This window comes from Clostridium paridis (genome assembly GCF_016765615.1).
GTDB lineage: Bacteria > Bacillota > Clostridia > Clostridiales > Clostridiaceae > Clostridium_T > Clostridium_T paridis.
This window is the reverse complement of record NZ_JAESWA010000022.1, coordinates 871,188-887,688: the sequence shown is the minus strand read 5'-3', so window position 1 is coordinate 887,688 and position 16,501 is coordinate 871,188. Positions and strand designations below refer to the sequence as shown.

General features: G+C 30.3%; 12 protein-coding genes. All 12 read left to right on the top strand.

The annotated features are described in order from the left end of the window. Position 1: 1 nt before the first annotated feature. The 12 genes from JK634_RS12110 (at position 2) to JK634_RS12055 (ending at position 16,362) form a co-directional block, all read left to right on the top strand. On the top strand, positions 2–2,218 hold the full coding sequence (locus JK634_RS12110) for a transglutaminase TgpA family protein (RefSeq protein WP_202767897.1): 2,217 nt from the start codon (positions 2–4) through the stop codon (positions 2,216–2,218). Positions 2,219–2,222: 4 nt separating this feature from the next. Continuing rightward, the gene (locus JK634_RS12105; RefSeq protein WP_202767896.1) at positions 2,223–3,062 is read left to right on the top strand and encodes a Cof-type HAD-IIB family hydrolase; all 840 of its coding nucleotides are present in this window, start codon (positions 2,223–2,225) and stop codon (positions 3,060–3,062) included. 153 nt (positions 3,063–3,215) lie between these two features. Beyond that, the gene (locus tag JK634_RS12100) at positions 3,216–3,677 is read left to right on the top strand and encodes a tRNA (cytidine(34)-2'-O)-methyltransferase (RefSeq protein ID WP_202767895.1); all 462 of its coding nucleotides are present in this window, start codon (positions 3,216–3,218) and stop codon (positions 3,675–3,677) included. A gap of 13 nt (positions 3,678–3,690) precedes the next feature. Then, positions 3,691–4,533 (top strand): DegV family protein, encoded by an 843-nt coding sequence (locus JK634_RS12095; RefSeq protein WP_202767894.1) that lies wholly within the window; start codon positions 3,691–3,693, stop codon positions 4,531–4,533. Between the two features lie 297 nt (positions 4,534–4,830). Beyond that, on the top strand, positions 4,831–5,859 hold the full coding sequence (locus tag JK634_RS12090) for a BMP family lipoprotein (RefSeq protein ID WP_202767893.1): 1,029 nt from the start codon (positions 4,831–4,833) through the stop codon (positions 5,857–5,859). 239 nt (positions 5,860–6,098) lie between these two features. After that, a complete protein-coding gene (gene rpoN, locus JK634_RS12085) occupies positions 6,099–7,466 on the top strand; it encodes an RNA polymerase factor sigma-54 (protein WP_202768128.1) in 1,368 nt (455 codons plus the stop codon). Positions 7,467–7,624: 158 nt separating this feature from the next. Next, complete coding sequence (locus JK634_RS12080; RefSeq protein ID WP_202767892.1) at positions 7,625–8,659, top strand: sugar-binding transcriptional regulator; 1,035 nt, start codon at positions 7,625–7,627, stop codon at positions 8,657–8,659. 89 nt (positions 8,660–8,748) lie between these two features. After that, positions 8,749–9,753 carry a type I glyceraldehyde-3-phosphate dehydrogenase gene (gene gap, locus JK634_RS12075; protein WP_202767891.1) on the top strand — a complete coding sequence of 335 codons (1,005 nt, stop codon included), beginning with the start codon at positions 8,749–8,751 and terminating at the stop codon, positions 9,751–9,753. Between the two features lie 116 nt (positions 9,754–9,869). Beyond that, positions 9,870–11,048, top strand: coding sequence for a phosphoglycerate kinase (locus JK634_RS12070; RefSeq protein WP_202767890.1), 1,179 nt, complete (start codon positions 9,870–9,872; stop codon positions 11,046–11,048). Positions 11,049–11,135: 87 nt separating this feature from the next. Next, positions 11,136–11,882 carry a triose-phosphate isomerase gene (tpiA, locus tag JK634_RS12065; RefSeq protein WP_202767889.1) on the top strand — a complete coding sequence of 249 codons (747 nt, stop codon included), beginning with the start codon at positions 11,136–11,138 and terminating at the stop codon, positions 11,880–11,882. Between the two features lie 150 nt (positions 11,883–12,032). Beyond that, a complete protein-coding gene (gene gpmI / locus JK634_RS12060; protein WP_202767888.1) occupies positions 12,033–13,568 on the top strand; it encodes a 2,3-bisphosphoglycerate-independent phosphoglycerate mutase in 1,536 nt (511 codons plus the stop codon). A 244-nt stretch (positions 13,569–13,812) separates the two neighbouring features. Further along, entirely contained in the window at positions 13,813–16,362 is a 2,550-nt protein-coding gene (locus JK634_RS12055; RefSeq protein ID WP_243425598.1) for a cation-translocating P-type ATPase, read from the top strand. Positions 16,363–16,501 lie beyond the last annotated feature (139 nt).

The window sequence follows — 16,501 nt, the reverse complement described above, 5'->3', positions numbered from 1 at the left end:
TATGAAATGGATAAGAAAGCATAGATTAAATTTATTTCTGATATCCTTGAATGTAGTATATATTTTGTTTTTACTAAAAAGTGCTTATAGAGTTGAAAATATCGATTATGGAAATATAGTTGGAACCATAGTCATATCAATTTTGTTAACATGGACTGTATTAGGAGAAGAAGTATCAGATAGGATAACAATTCCTATGAGTATAGCTATATTTGGATGCTTGTTTTTTATTTTCTTTATCTCTAGAGGTGCGAACAATTCTATTGAAATTATAAACAGCAATTTATCCAGTGGGAAATCTACTGATTTTAAAGAATATAGATATTTTATAATAACCATTGTCCCATTTATATATATGTGGGGAGCATATTTATCTAAGATAGGATCATTAGGAATTCTTACATATTTAGATCTATCCATAGTAGCTGTTTTATGGTTCCTAGGCTATAAAGAAGAAATAATTTATACAATGCCATTTTTACTGTTAGCAATATTATTAACATTTGGTGCAAATAATTTAAAGCACTTTCTTATAAAAGAGGGTCACGACTTTGAAGAATACAAAATCACTAAGTGGAAGTTAATCCTATTTTCACTAGGGTTAATAGCTATTTTAATAGGAATATCAACTAAACTACCATACAGAAAAGTTGGGGCATACTCTACCAAGATTAAAGCTAATTTATCTATAAATAAAACTAAATATAATGATTCGTCTGATGGGAGCTTTATAGGATATAGTGAAGGTAGAACAGGTTTTTCTCAAGCGCAAGACAAATTAGGTGGAAAGCTCAAATTGAATGACAAGGAAGCTTTTAAAATTACTTTTTTACAAGGTGAGATAAATAAGCAATATTATTTTAGGGGAAATGTGAGAGATACTTATATTGGGGATAGATGGGTAAGTAATCATCAACAGATTGTTTTAAATGATGTGGAAACTAGTAGTGATAATTTAGTAAGGGAAATAAAAGAATTGGGCGGGAAAATTATAGAAGTAAAAATATCTCCTAATATTAAAAATGAAAGTTATTACGCTCCAAAGTATTCAACAGATATTCAGGATGAAAGTAACCAAAGGATATATAAGGATGGGTTTAGTAATATATTTTTTTCTAAAAATTTAACTAACACTCCTTATACTGTTACATTTCTAGATGATTCCTTTATAGAAAAATCTATAATCGATAATAAGTTGTTGAAAATTGCTTCAGATGGCAAGATAAGCAGTGAAGTTCCAGATTTTTATTTGCAAATACCTAATTCTGTTACTCTAAGAACCTTTGATTTAGTAAGAAATATCACCAAAGATAAAATTAGCTCAAAAGATAAAGTTGAGGCAATAAAAAAATATTTGGAGGCTAATTATGAGTACTCCTTAGATGTATCAGAAGTACCACAAGGACAAGATTTCATAGACTATTTTCTTTTTACAGAAAAAAAAGGATATTGTGAGTACTTTGCAACTGCTATGACAATGATGTGTAGAATTTCTGGTGTACCTGCCAGGTATGTAGAAGGATTTAAACTTTCAGATAAAAGAGATAATGATGGAAACTACATAGTTACTAATATGGATGCACATGCTTGGTGTGAAGTGAACTATAAGTTAGATGAAGATATCTCTAAAATAAAACAAGATAATATATGGCAGGAGGTAGACGCTTCACCCACTGCGTATGAATTTAGTGAAAAAGATTCTATAAGTAATTTTGCTACAAGTAATAGCAGTAATGTTAATGCATCAGGAAAAGTGGAGAGAGCCAAATCACAAAAAAGTGAAGATAATAATTCAGTTAATATAGCAAATAGAAATAACGTTACAATAGAGAATGATAAATTCTTTAGGATTATTGGAATTCTTATAATAGTTATGATTGCACTAAGGATCGTACTGGTAAAAAGAAAGTATAAATTCCTTAGAGAAGAAACTTCAGCAAAAAAAATATTTTTATATTATGAAAAAGGCTTGAGTTCGATTAATATACTTAAAGAAAGCTATGAAACCTATGGAGAATTTATTGATAGAATAGAGGATGTAACTCTAAGTAATAAGCTTAAAAATTTAATTCAATTAGTTTATTTAGAACATTATGGGAATGAAGTTAAGTTAGTAAATGGAGAAGAATATGTAGATTATTTTGAGAACTATCTAAAGAAGAAAGATGGGAATATAACCTATTTAATAAAAAAGTTCTTCTTTTTAAGAAAGGATTAATTAGATGAAATATAAACTTATATGCATAGATATGGATGGAACATTGCTAAATAGTAGAAAAAAGATAAGTAATGAAAATAAAGAAAGTATAAAAAAAGCTAAAGAAAAAGGTGTTGTAGTAGCAATTTCAACAGGAAGAATATATAATAATGCTGCTTTTTATGCAGATTATATCGATTTAAAGGCACCTATTATTGCAGCCAATGGAGCTATAATAATAGATAAGGATGGAGGAGAAATATTTAAAGGAGTCATAGGATATGATACTTCACTAAAAATACTTAATATACTTAAAAAATATAAGCTTACACCTCATTTTCATACTCGTAATGCTATATACAGTGGAAGTATACTTCAAAAATTGCTGGGATATTTATTTTCTGCTAGAGGAATTCCAGTAGACTATAAAATTTCTCTAAAAAGTATTGTTGGTATTGATGCGTGGAAAAGGTTACTTAATGAAAAGGAAGAAGAAATACTAAAATGTATAACATTTAGTTTTAACTTAAAAAAGATAAAAAGAGCTAAAGAGGAATTAAGAAAAATTCCTGATATAGAAGTGACTAGCTCATATCCACTTAATATTGAAATTAATGCAGCGAAAGTTTCAAAAGGTAACGGAGTAAAAATTCTAAGTGAACATTTAGGAATAAAAAGAGAAGAAGTTATATGCGTTGGAGACAATGAAAATGATATTTCCATGATTGAGTATGCAGGTCTAGGAGTAGCAATGGGCAATGCATCTGCTAGTATTAAAGAAAAAGCGGATTTTGTAACCACTAATAATGATAATAGTGGCGTTGGATATGCTATTAGAAAGTTTATTTTAGAGGAAAAAATATAAAATTGAATTTTGACTATAAGTTAGTTATGGTGTAATATTATTTCTAGTATTTTATTTACAAATATAAAATTTTAAAAGTCTTATTATATCTATTAGTAAGGATTGACCTAAATAATAGTGAAAGTATTATCAACATAAATGGAGGGAAAAAGTTTGAATATTAATATAGTATTGTACCAGCCTGAGATTCCACAAAACACTGGAAATATTGCTAGGACTTGTGTTTTAACAAACGCTAAATTGCATTTAATAAAACCACTTGGGTTCTCCATAGACGAAAAAAGTGTAAGAAGGGCTGGATTAGATTATTGGAAGGATCTTGATTTAGAGATTCACGAAAGTTTTGATGCGTTTATGGATAAATACGGAACATCAAGGATTTTCTTATCAACAACTCACGCGCAAGAATACTATGATGAAATAAAGTTTCAAGAAGGAGACTTTATCATGTTTGGAAGAGAAACTTCTGGTGTGCCAGAAGAAGTTCATAATAAAGTACACGGAATGAGAATTCCAATGATAAATACATCCACTAGAAGTTTAAACTTATCAAATACTGTTGCAATTGTAGCATATGAAGCATTAAGACAATTGAATTTCCCCAATATGAAGTAAAGGAGAGTTATTAATGGATAAAATTAAAATAATAACGGATTCTACAGCAGATTTATCTAAAGATATATTAGAAGAAAGAAAAATAGAGTCATTACCTCTGCTTATTAATTTTGGGGAAGAAAGTTATTTAGACGGAGTTGAGATAGATACAACTACTTTGTTTCAAAGGGTAAAGGAAGGGCCTATATTCCCAACAACAGCTCAAGTAACTCCACAAAGATTTTATGATTGTTATAAGAAATATTTAAGTGAAGGATATAAGATTATATCTATTCACCTATCATCAAAAATGAGTGGAACTTATCAATCTGCCTGCATAGCAAAAGAGATGTTAGAAAGTGATGATATATATGTTATTGATTCACAAAATGTTACATCAGGGTTAGGGCTATTAGTGCTTAAAGCAGCTAATCTTATAGAAGATGGATTGGAGATTGAAAAAATCGTTGATGAAATAGAAAAAATGAAACAAGTAATTAAAAGTTCATTGGCATTTGAATCATTAGAACATTTAGTAAAAGGCGGTAGATTGTCAAAAACAGCAGGTGTGATTGGAAGTGTTTTAGGAATACGTCTTATATTAGAAGTTAATAATGGAGAAATGGTAGTAAAGGAAAAGATTAGAGGAACTAAAAAAGTAATTAAGAAAATTATTGATGATTTAATAAGTGCTGAAATAGATAAAGAGGAACCTTTACTATTATTAAATTCATCAGGGGATGAAGTATATAATAAATTGAAAGAATACCTAGATGAAAATAATATTGAGTATATTAAAGCAGAAGTTGGATGTACTGTAGGAATACATGCTGGACCAGGTGCAGCAGGAATTTTCTTTATCCCTAAAAATAAATAAATGTAATAGCTGAAAAAACTTGGACAAGCCAAGTTTTTTTGTTTTTATGAAGTATAGGGTTTTAAGTTCAACTAATAATTTATTTATGTAAGAATAAATTAAGTTTCCTATAAAAAACCCATTAGAATCCAATTAAACCTATAAAAAATTATAGGTAAATAGAGGGAGTACATTTAAATAGTTATTTATAATGCCTATATTATAATACTTCATTATAATATGTATTTTTTTGCAAGATTTACAGCTTGAATTACAATAAGAATAGTGGAAAAACTAATGTTAAAAGGAGGTAGAGAAATGAAAAGAATTGCACTCTTTCTATTATTGTCAACAAACCTTTTGGGGTATAATGACATCTATATGGAACCTTTTAACAATAATAATCAAGTTAGTTTTCTAGCTGGAAATGACATAATTACGGATAATGGACGTAATGAAAGTACATATAATGGTCTTATAAGAGCTAGCAAAGAATTTGATATAAAGATAAATGTGAAAGAAAATAACCCAAATGAAATTGACTATAAAGAACTAGAAAAATTATATAATGACAGTATATTAGTTATGACTGTTGGACCGAATATGAAAAAAAGTTTAGATAGAGCTTCTCTAGATTTAAGTGATAAGTATTTTACACTAATTGATGGAAAAAGTGATAATCAAAATGTAAAGTCTATTGAATTTAAGGATGAGGAAGGGGCTTTTTTAGTGGGCTTGGTAGCTGGGAGATTGACTAAGACTAATAGCGTAGGCTTTATTTCACTTAACAATCAGGAAAAAGAAAATAAATATTTATCTGGTTTAGTAGCTGGACTTAAAATCTCAAATCCAGTTGCAGCAGAGAAAATAATAAATGGACAAAATACACGTATGTGGCAAAAGGAACTAAGTACAGATGAAGCTTATAATAATGCAACAGAATTATATAACAGAGGATGTGATATTATATTTGAAACCTTAGACAAGGAAGCTGAAGGTGTCTTTAAGGCAGCAAAGGATGAAAAAAAATATGTCTTTGCAACAGGAGTGAACATGGGGAAAAAGTTACCTGAGTACTCCACACAAATCCTTGGTAGCTTAATAAGAAACATAGACAAAGTTACTTATGATGCATGCAAAGAATTGGCTACAGGGACTTTTAAAAGCGGGGTAAGTAATATGAAAACCTTGGGGATAAAAGATTTAGCAATAGATTTTGAATTTACTAATCCTAAAATAATACCTGCTAATATTAGAAATGAAGTAGAAGGCTATAGAAATAAAATAATGACTGAGATAATTAAGATTCCTAAGAGTATTAATGAAGCAAGAGAATTTAAAGGTTAATCTATTTTAGATTTTTAAGTTCAACTAATAATTTATTCAATACTAATATCAAACAAGAATAAATTAAGTTTCCTATAAAAAAATCTATGTAATAAAATATGAATACTTTATTGTTTTTTGAAGGGTTTAAAGTTACAATGATTACAGGGTTTTAAGTTAACAATAAAAAACTTATAATGACGTAAATAGGATACTAAACTATAAAAGATAAAATGTAGTATAAGGGTGATGGCATGAATATGAATTTTAATATGACATTAACTCAAGAGCAGAAGCTTGTAATGACTCAGCAAATGCAATTATCCGTTAAGCTCTTACAAATGTCATCAAATGAATTATTAGAATATATAAATAAAGAATATGCAGAAAATCCTGTAATCGATGCAAATTATGAAAAGGATTTAGAAGAAGTAAAGATGCAGGATAAGTACGACTATAAAGAGATGATAAAGTATTTTGAGTTTGATAACTATGGAAACCAAAGTTTCGGAAGTTATGACCAAGATGAAGTGTCTCCATTTACTTTTATTTCTACAGAAAAAACACTAAAGGATTTTTTGTTAGAACAAATTATGGAGTTATCAATTGATGAATTCCAAAGAACAATATGCAAGTATATAATTGAGAGTTTAGATGCTAGGGGTTACTTAGATATATCACTTGAAGATATTTTGGAAGAACTAAATATTTCTCAAGAAGTTGGAGAGGAAGCGTTGGAGCTTGTACAAAGTTTAGAGCCTACTGGTATTGGTGCAAGAAATCTCATAGAATGTCTTGAAATCCAGCTTACTAAGAGAGGATATGGAAATGAAAAACTTTATACAATTGTTGAAGAACATTTAGAGGATATTGCTGAGAATAGATATGCACAAATAGCTAAGGCACTTAATGTAACCCCAAAAGAGGCACAAGAATATGGGGATATAATAAAGACATTAGAGCCTAAACCTTCTAGAGGTTTTTATACTGGGGAAGAAGTGAAATTTATTATTCCTGATGCAACAATAAGGAAAATTGATGGAGAATATTTTATCATAATGAATGAAGGTGTTCTACCTAAGCTATCTATTAACCCAATGTATAAAGAGATACTAAATGGATCAAAGGATAATTTAGCGAGAGATTATGTTAAACAAAAGATAAATGGAGCAATGTTTTTAATTAAAAGTATTGAGCAAAGAAAGAGCACTTTATATAGAGTTTTAGAAAAGATATTAGAAAAGCAAAAAGAGTATTTTGATAAAGGGGAAAATTACCTTAAGCCTATGACATTAAAAGAGATATCAGAAGCTCTTGATGTTCATGAATCAACTGTAAGTAGAGCTATTAGAGATAAATTTATATTAATAGATAGAGGAACTATAAAAATAAAAGACTTATTTACAACAGGAATTGCTGGAGATAATGGGGAAGAGGATATTAACACAATAAAGATTAAAAATGAAATCAAAAAGCTCGTTGATTCTGAAAGTAAAGAAAAGCCTTTATCTGATCAGAATATTTGCAATGAGCTTAATAATAATGGGTTTAATATATCAAGAAGAACAGTTGCAAAATATAGAGAAGAAATGGGAATAAAGTCTTCAAGCAAGAGAAAAAGATTTTAATATTAAGTTAAAATTAGGAAAAAGTAAAGTAAATATAATAACTTTTTAGAAAAAATTTCACAAAATGTCTTTTAAAAATTACTATAGTGTTTTATAATAATAGATGTGGGACGTAAAAGTTGCAAGTGGGACATTAGTGTACCAAAGGAGTGTTGACATTGCAGAATATTCTAAGATTGCTTAAAAATATTGTTCCTGAGTTAGTTGATGTCTTAGAAAAAAGATATAATATCTTGAGAACCATATATTATTATCAACCGATAGGAAGAAGAATTTTAGCAAACAAGCTAAACTTAAGCGAAAGAATAGTAAGAACAGAAGTGAATTTTCTAAAAGCACAAAATTTAATTCAAATAAGCACTCCTGGAATGAGCGTTACCACCCAGGGAGAAAAAGTAGTTGAAGAATTAAAGGACTTTATTCATGAGATTAAAGGCTTGGCTGATGTAGAACAAAAGTTACGTGAAATTCTTGGACTAAGAAAAGTAATTGTAGTACCTGGAGATATAGAAGCTGATCCTTCTATTATTAAAGAGTTAGGTAAAGCAGCAGCAAACTACGCTAGAGAGATTATAAAAAGCAGAGATGTAGTTGCTATTACAGGAGGAAGCACCATTAAAGAGGTGGTAGAGAATTTTCCTAGGGTGTCGAATGTTCATGATGTATTGGTAGTTCCAGCTAGAGGCGGTATGGGTAAAAAAGTAGAAACTCAGGCTAGTACTTTAGCAGCAGAATTAGCTTATAAACTAAATGGAAGTTATAAGATGCTTCATGTACCAGATAACTTAAGTGGAAATGCTTTAGATACACTTTTAAAGGAAAGAGAAATAAAAGAAATTATTGATAGTATTCATAAGTCAAATGTACTTATATATGGAATAGGAATAGCAGAAGAAATGGCTGAAAAAAGAGGTCTTACTGAAGCTGAAAAGCAAGAAATACGAGATTTAAAAGCAGTAGGAGAAGCTTTTGGATGTTATTTTAATAAAGAGGGAGAAGTAGTTTTTATTTCTAACTCAATTGGAATTACTTATGATGTTGCTAAAAAAATAGGAACTCATATTGCTGTAGCTGGTGGGAAAAATAAAGTTGAAGCAATCTTAGCTACAGAAAATACAAACGAATATGGAGTACTTGTAACTGATGAAGGTGCTGCCACAAACATAATAAAATATTTTGAAAGTAATGAATAAATATTACTTTCACTAAGCAAACTTAAATGTGTATATAAATATTTTTGAATATTTTATATAATTAAATATCTTTTTAGGAGGTTTTTTCAATGACAAAAGTAGCTATTAATGGATTTGGAAGAATAGGTAGATTAGCATTAAGAAAGATGATGGAACATTCAGAATTAGAGGTTGTTGCAATCAACGATTTAACTGATGCTAAAACATTAGCACACTTATTCAAATATGATTCAGCTCAAGGTAGATTCAATGGAGAAATAACAGTTAAGGAAGACGCTTTCGTTGTAAACGGAAAAGAAATTAAAATAACTGCTCAAAGAAATCCTGCAGATTTACCATGGAAAGAATTAGGAGTAGACATAGTATTAGAATGTACTGGATTCTTTACTTCTAAAGAAAAAGCTGAAGCTCATATCCAAGCTGGTGCAAAGAAAGTTGTTATATCAGCTCCTGCAACTGGAGATATGAAGACAGTTGTATTCAATGTTAACCATGATATATTAGATGGAACAGAAACAGTTATTTCTGGTGCTTCATGTACTACTAACTGCTTAGCTCCAATGGCTAAAGTTTTAAATGACAAATTTGAAATAAAATATGGTTCAATGACTACAATCCATGCATACACTAATGACCAAAATACATTAGATGGTCCTCACGCTAAAGGTGACTTAAGAAGAGCTAGAGCTGCTGCTGCAAGCATCATTCCTAACTCAACTGGAGCTGCTAAAGCTATAGGATTAGTTATTCCTGAATTAAAAGGAAAATTAGATGGAGGCGCTCAAAGAGTTCCAACTATAACTGGTTCATTAACTGAGTTAGTAGTTATTCTTGGAAAAACTACAACTGTTGAAGAAATAAATGCTGCTATGAAAGCTGCTGCTACTGAATCTTTCGGATACACTGAAGATGAAATAGTTTCTTCTGACGTAATAGGAATCAGCTACGGTTCATTATTTGATGCAACTCAAACTAAGATCATCCAAGTAGGAGATAACCAAATGGTTAAAGTTGCTTCATGGTATGATAACGAAATGTCATACACATCTCAATTAATCAGAACTTTATCTTACTTTGCTAAACTTGCAAAATAATTTAAGTAATAGATTAGATATTTAGAACGTAGACAATTATAAGAGGTCTGGTTTTGTAGTTAAAAGTCTATAAGGCCAGGCCTTTTTTAACAAATATTATATTATGAGGTGAAGATATGAGTTACAATAAAAAGACTGTTGAAGATATCCAAGTAAAAGGTAAAAGAGTTCTAGTTAGATGCGATTTTAACGTTCCACTAAAAGATGGAGTTATTACTGACATAAATAGATTAACAGGAGCACTTCCAACAATAAAATATTTAGTTGAAAATGGAGCTAAAGTTATACTTTGCTCACATTTAGGAAAAGATGCTTCAAAATCATTAGCACCAGTTGCTGTAAAGTTAACTGAAATGTTAGGAAAAGAAGTTGTTTTCGCAAGAGATGAAGAAGTTGTTGGAGTAAATGCTAAAAAAGCTGTAGCTGAAATGAATGACGGTGATGTTGTATTACTTGAAAACACAAGATGCAGAAAAGAAGAAACTAAAAATGAAGAAACATTCTCAAAAGAATTAGCTTCATTAGCTGACGTATTTGTAAATGATGCATTTGGAACAGCTCACAGAGCTCACTGTTCAACAGTTGGAGTAACTGAGTTTGTTGAAACAGCTGTATGTGGATATTTAATTCAAAAAGAATTAAAGTTCTTAGGAGAAGCTGTTAATAATCCAGTAAGACCTTTCGTTGCAATTTTAGGTGGAGCTAAGGTTTCAGATAAAATAGCTGTTATAAATAACCTATTAGAAAAAGTAGATACTTTAATTATAGGTGGAGGAATGGCTTATACATTCTTAAAAGCTCAAGGATATGAAATCGGAACTTCTTTAGTTGAAGCTGATAGAGTTGACTATGCTAAAGAAATGATAGAAAAGGCTGCTGCAAAGGGAGTTAAATTCTTATTACCAGTAGACCACAGAGTTGCTACAGAATTCAAAGATGTTGAAGCTGTTGTTACTGAAGATCAAAATATTCCAGAAGGACACATGGGATTAGATATAGGACCAAAGACAGATGCTCTTTATGCTGAAGCTGTAAAAGATGCTAAGACAGTAATCTGGAATGGACCAATGGGAGTATTTGAATTCGAAAACTTCAACAAAGGAACAATTGCAGTTGCAAAAGCTATGGCAGATGCAGATGCAACAACAGTAATCGGAGGAGGAGACTCAGCTGCTGCTGTTAATATCTTAGGATTTGGTGATAAAATGACTCACATCTCTACAGGCGGTGGAGCTTCATTAGAATTCCTTGAAGGAAAAGAATTACCAGGAATAGTTGCTTTAAACGATAAATAATTTTAAATATTATGCATTAAAGGTTTTTAGCTTTATATAAATTATATAGCTAAAAACCTTAATTCAAATTTTTATGAGGTGAAAATAATGAGAAAAGCTATAATTGCAGGAAACTGGAAAATGCACTACACTCCAGCTGAAGCTGTAAAAGTTGTAGAAGAATTAATACCATTAGTAAAGGATGCTACTTGTGATGTAGTAGTATGCCCTACTTTTGTTTGTTTAGATGCTGTATTAAAAGCAGTAGAAGGTTCAAACATAAAAGTTGCTGCACAAAACATGCACTTTGAAGAAAAAGGTGCTTTCACAGGAGAAATTGCTCCAAGAATGTTAGAAGCTATGGGAGTTAGCTATGTTGTTTTAGGACATAGTGAAAGAAGAGAATATTTCAATGAAACTGATGAAGCTTTAAATAAAAAAGTAAAAGCTGCATTTGCTCACAATTTAATTCCAATACTTTGCTGTGGAGAATCTTTAGAGCAAAGAGAAAATGGAACAACTAATGCAGTTGTTGGAGCTCAAATTAAAGCTGATTTAGAAGGTTTATCAACTGATTTAGCAGAAAAAGTTGTTATAGCTTACGAACCAATCTGGGCTATAGGAACTGGAAAAACTGCTACAGACGAACAAGCAAATGAAACAATAATGGCTATAAGAAATGTTGTTGCAGAAATGTTCGGAAAAGAAGTTGCTGATAAAGTTAGAATACAATATGGTGGATCTGTTAAACCTAATACAATAAAAGCACAAATGGCTCAATCTGATATAGATGGTGCTTTAGTAGGTGGAGCTAGTTTAGTTGCTACTGACTTTGCTGCAATAGTAAATTACTAATCCATTTTAAATTTATGCAATAGCAATAAGCAACGCTAAAAGAGTGTTTGTTGCTATTGTTTTTTTATTAGCGGTAGAATATAATTAACTAGTAAAATAAAGAGAAGACTGTTTCTTTTTATAATAATAAGTATTATTTTGGAGGTAATTATGGCAAAGAAACCCGTTTTATTAATGATATTAGATGGTTTTGGAATAGCTCCAAAGTCAGATGGAAATGCTGTTGAAGCTGCAAACAAACCAAATTATGATAGATTATTCAATGAGTATCCTCATACTCAAATCCAAGCATCAGGATTAGATGTAGGGTTACCAACTGGTCAAATGGGAAATTCAGAAGTAGGACATTTAAATATAGGTGCAGGAAGAATAATATATCAAGAATTAACAAGAATAACTAAAGAAATTGAAGAAGGTAATTTCTTTAAAAATGAAGCGTTATTAAAAGCTGTTAAAAATGCAAAAGATAATAATTCATCATTACATTTATTAGGTTTATTATCAGATGGTGGAGTTCACTCTCACATAGACCATTTAAAAGGACTATTAAAATTAGCTAAGAATAACGGTTTAACAAAAGTATATCTACATGCATTTATGGATGGAAGAGATGTTGCACCATCATCAGGAAAAGATTTTGTTGTAGAAATTGAAGATTATATGAAAGAAAATTCTATAGGGAAAGTAGCTACAATAAGTGGAAGATACTATGCTATGGATAGAGATAATAGATGGGAAAGAGTTCAATTAGCTTATGATGCTATGGTTAATGGTAAAGGTGAAACTGCAAATTCAGCTGTAGAAGCTATGGAAAATTCATACCATGATAACAAAACTGATGAATTCGTATTACCAACTGTTGTTTTAGAAGAAGGTCATGCAACTGGAACAATTAAAGATGGTGATTCAGTTATATTCTTTAACTTTAGACCTGATAGAGCTAGAGAAATTACTAGAGCTATAAATGATAAAGTATTTGAAGGATTTAAGAGAGAAACTCTTAATCTTACATATGTAACTATGACTCAATATGATAAAACATTAGAAGGTGTAGAAGTTGCATATAGAGCAGAAGGAATTAATAATACTTTAGGTGAATATGTAAGTAACAAAGGATTAAATCAATTAAGAATTGCTGAAACAGAAAAGTATGCTCATGTAACATTCTTCTTCAATGGTGGAGTAGAAAAACCATATGAAAATGAAGATAGAGCACTTATAAACTCACCAAAGGTTGCAACTTATGATCTTAAACCAGAAATGAGTGCTTACGAAGTTACTGATGAACTAATAAATAGATTAGATTCAGATAAGTATGACATGATAATATTAAACTATGCAAATCCTGATATGGTAGGTCATACTGGAGTTATTGAAGCAGCAGAAAAAGCAATTCAAACTGTAGATACATGTTTAGATAGAGTAGTGTCTAAGGTTTTAGAAAAGGATGGTACTGTATTCATTACTGCAGACCATGGAAATGCTGAAACTATGATTGATTTCTCAACAGGAACTCCATTTACTGCTCATACTACAAATCCAGTACCATTCCTTTGGATTAGTAATGAAGCTAAAGGAAGAGAACTTAAAGAAGGCGGAAGACTTTCAGATATAGCTCCAACTATGCTTGAAGTTATGGATTTAGAGAAACCAGCAGAAATGACAGGAAATAGTTTAATTAAGTAGTAAATTGCATTTATATAAAAAAGTGAAGGCGTGCCTTCGCTTTTTTTGTTTTTGAGATAAGTTTTAAGGGAGAAGGAATGTTTATTAATTGGAATATATTAACTCTTACTATAGACTATTATTATCAATTGAAAATAAGTATTCTTTGGAATATATTGACATAATCAGCTTGAAAGCGTATATTTATAATTAATTCATTATCAATTGAAACAAATCATGGTGATTAGCATATATTAAAGTAAGAATGAAAAACTTATGGGGTGATATGATGAAGGATGATTGTATGAGAGGATTATCTTCAAAAGAGGTCTTAGAGTTAAGAAATAAATATGGGCTAAATGAAGTTACTAATAATGAAAAAGCAAGCCCAATAAAAAAGTTTATTGGAGTTTTTAAGGAACCTATGTTTTTGCTTCTACTTGGGACTGCGACAATATATCTTATCCTAGGAGATATTAAAGAAGCATTGATAATGCTTATTTTCGTAGGATTCGTAGCATCTATAACATTTATTCAGGAATGGAAGACAGAGAAAACTTTAAATGCTTTAAAGGAATTAACAGCGCCAGATGTTAAAGTAATTAGAGATGGGAAAAAAGTAATAATAAAAAGTTTTGAACTAGTACCAGGAGATATTGTCATATTAAGTGAAGGGGATAGAATACCGGCGGACTGTTCTATTTTAGAAGTATCGAACTTTTCTGTAGATGAATCAATTCTTACTGGAGAAGCTGAACCAGTATTTAAAAATATAAGTAAAGATGTGCAAGATAATGAAGAATATTGGAAGAAAGATAAATTATATGCTGGAACTCTTTCAGTGGTTGGAACATGCACTGCAAAGGTAGAGTTAACTGGGTATAATACTGAATATGGAAAGATAGCAAAAATTATAAGTGAGACAAAAGAAGAACTTACTCCATTGCAAAATAAGATACAGACCTTAGTTAAGAACTTGGCAATTGTTGGGCTGATATTATGCATAACACTTATTATAGCGACATATTTTTATAACCATGACATAATAAAAAGTATACTTGCAGGAATAACTCTTGCAATGGCTATAATTCCAGAAGAATTTCCGGTTGTATTAACAGTATTTCTTTCCTTAGGAGCGTTTCGTTTAGCACGAAAAAATGCTTTAATGAGAAAAATATCTGCAGTTGAAACTCTAGGTTCAGCTACCATTTTAGCAGTTGATAAAACTGGGACAATCACGAAAAATGATATGGAAGTTAAAAGTGTTTTTGATGGAAAGTATGTTGATATTAATGATTTTAAGGATGAATATTTGAGCAGGTTGATGCTTTTTGCTTGTGAGAAGGATCCATACGATCCAATGGAAAAGGCTATAATTAAAATTGCAAATGAAAGAATTAAAGATACTTTCATTAAAAATTTTGATTTGGAGTTAAATATTCCATTCAATTCAGAAACCAAGAGAATGGCAAATATTTATAGTAGAGATGATAGATTTTATGTAGCAGTAAAAGGTTCCCATGAAGCATTACTTCATCTATGCAAAATGAATGAATTAGAAAAACAAAGAATCCTAAAAGAAGTTGATTTCATGGCAAGTAAGGGATTGAGGGTTATTACAATATGTGACTGTGACTCTAAGGAGTTATACCAAGATATTGAAAAGTATGAGCTAAACTTTAGAGGATTAATTGGACTTCAAGATCCTCCGAAGGAAGGAGTAAAAGAAGCAATTAAACTATGTAAGCAAGCTGGAATAAGAGTTGTAATGATAACAGGTGATTATAATAAAACAGCTATGGCCATAGGAAATGAGATAGGACTTCAATTTAAGGATAGAGCAATTACTGGAAATGAGATAGATAATATGAGTGATGAGGAGTTATGCAAAGAAGTAACTAATTGCGATATATTTTCTAGAGTTATTCCAGGGCATAAAATGAGGATTGTTAAGGCATTGAAGGCATCAGGAGAAATAGTGGCTATGACTGGAGATGGGGTTAATGATGCGCCTGCATTAAAGGTTGCAGACATAGGTATAGCAATGGGAAAAAGAGGGACAGAGGTAGCAAAAGAGGCAGCTCATATGGTACTAATGGATGACAATTTCACAACAATAGTGAGTTCTGTAAAAGATGGAAGAAGGATATTTGATAATATCAGAAAAGCTATGGTATATATTATGGTTATCCATATACCAATAATATGTTTGTCATTATTTTCACCTTTATTTAATCTTCCACAGATTTTATTACCTGTACACATTGTTTTACTCGAACTTATAATTGATCCAACTTGTTCAATAATTTTTGAAGGGGAAGAGGCTGAACCTAATATAATGGATAAGCCACCAAGGGATCCCAAAGAGCCATTATTAACTAAAATGTTAACCTTTAAAGTTATATTGCAAGGCATATCAATGTTTGCTGCAGCTTTTATTCCATTTCATTACATGGTGGATTTAGGGGTTGATGTAGATTATGCTAGAAGTTTTGCGTTGGTAGTTCTAATTGTATCTAATGTTATATTAGTTCTAGTAAATAGATCTAATACTCAATGTATATTTAATATATTTAAAGAAAAACAAAGTAAAGCAAGATTGCTTATTAATAGTCTTGCACTAATTATGATATTTTTAATAGTGTATATACCATTTTTAAATGAAATTTTTAGAACTTCGGGTTTAGAAATTGAGATGTTATTATTAGCTATAGTCATAGGTGTAATATCATCAATATGGTGGGAAGTAATAAAAATAATAGGTAATAATAAGAAAACAGATATTAGATTTAATGCATCAGAATTTAAGCAATGATAAAATATCATGAATATTAAATGTGAATTATAGAGTATAGAAGGTTTAATGCTATACTCTATAATCATAAATAAAAATATTATAATTATTTCCCGGAAAATATTTCATAGTTTATAGCAAAATATTTCTAAATGCATAT

Excerpts from the sequence above, each read along its gene's own strand:
- JK634_RS12055 (WP_243425598.1), top strand. The coding sequence starts at position 13,813 with ATGAAAAACTTATGGGGTGATATGATGAAGGATGATTGTATGAGAGGA.
- rpoN (WP_202768128.1), top strand. The coding sequence starts at position 6,099 with ATGAATTTTAATATGACATTAACTCAAGAGCAGAAGCTTGTAATGACT.
- gap (WP_202767891.1), top strand. The coding sequence starts at position 8,749 with ATGACAAAAGTAGCTATTAATGGATTTGGAAGAATAGGTAGATTAGCA.
- JK634_RS12070 (WP_202767890.1), top strand. The coding sequence starts at position 9,870 with ATGAGTTACAATAAAAAGACTGTTGAAGATATCCAAGTAAAAGGTAAA.
- JK634_RS12095 (WP_202767894.1), top strand. The coding sequence starts at position 3,691 with ATGGATAAAATTAAAATAATAACGGATTCTACAGCAGATTTATCTAAA.
- tpiA (WP_202767889.1), top strand. The coding sequence starts at position 11,136 with ATGAGAAAAGCTATAATTGCAGGAAACTGGAAAATGCACTACACTCCA.
- JK634_RS12110 (WP_202767897.1), top strand. The coding sequence starts at position 2 with ATGAAATGGATAAGAAAGCATAGATTAAATTTATTTCTGATATCCTTG.
- JK634_RS12090 (WP_202767893.1), top strand. The coding sequence starts at position 4,831 with ATGAAAAGAATTGCACTCTTTCTATTATTGTCAACAAACCTTTTGGGG.
- JK634_RS12105 (WP_202767896.1), top strand. The coding sequence starts at position 2,223 with ATGAAATATAAACTTATATGCATAGATATGGATGGAACATTGCTAAAT.
- gpmI (WP_202767888.1), top strand. The coding sequence starts at position 12,033 with ATGGCAAAGAAACCCGTTTTATTAATGATATTAGATGGTTTTGGAATA.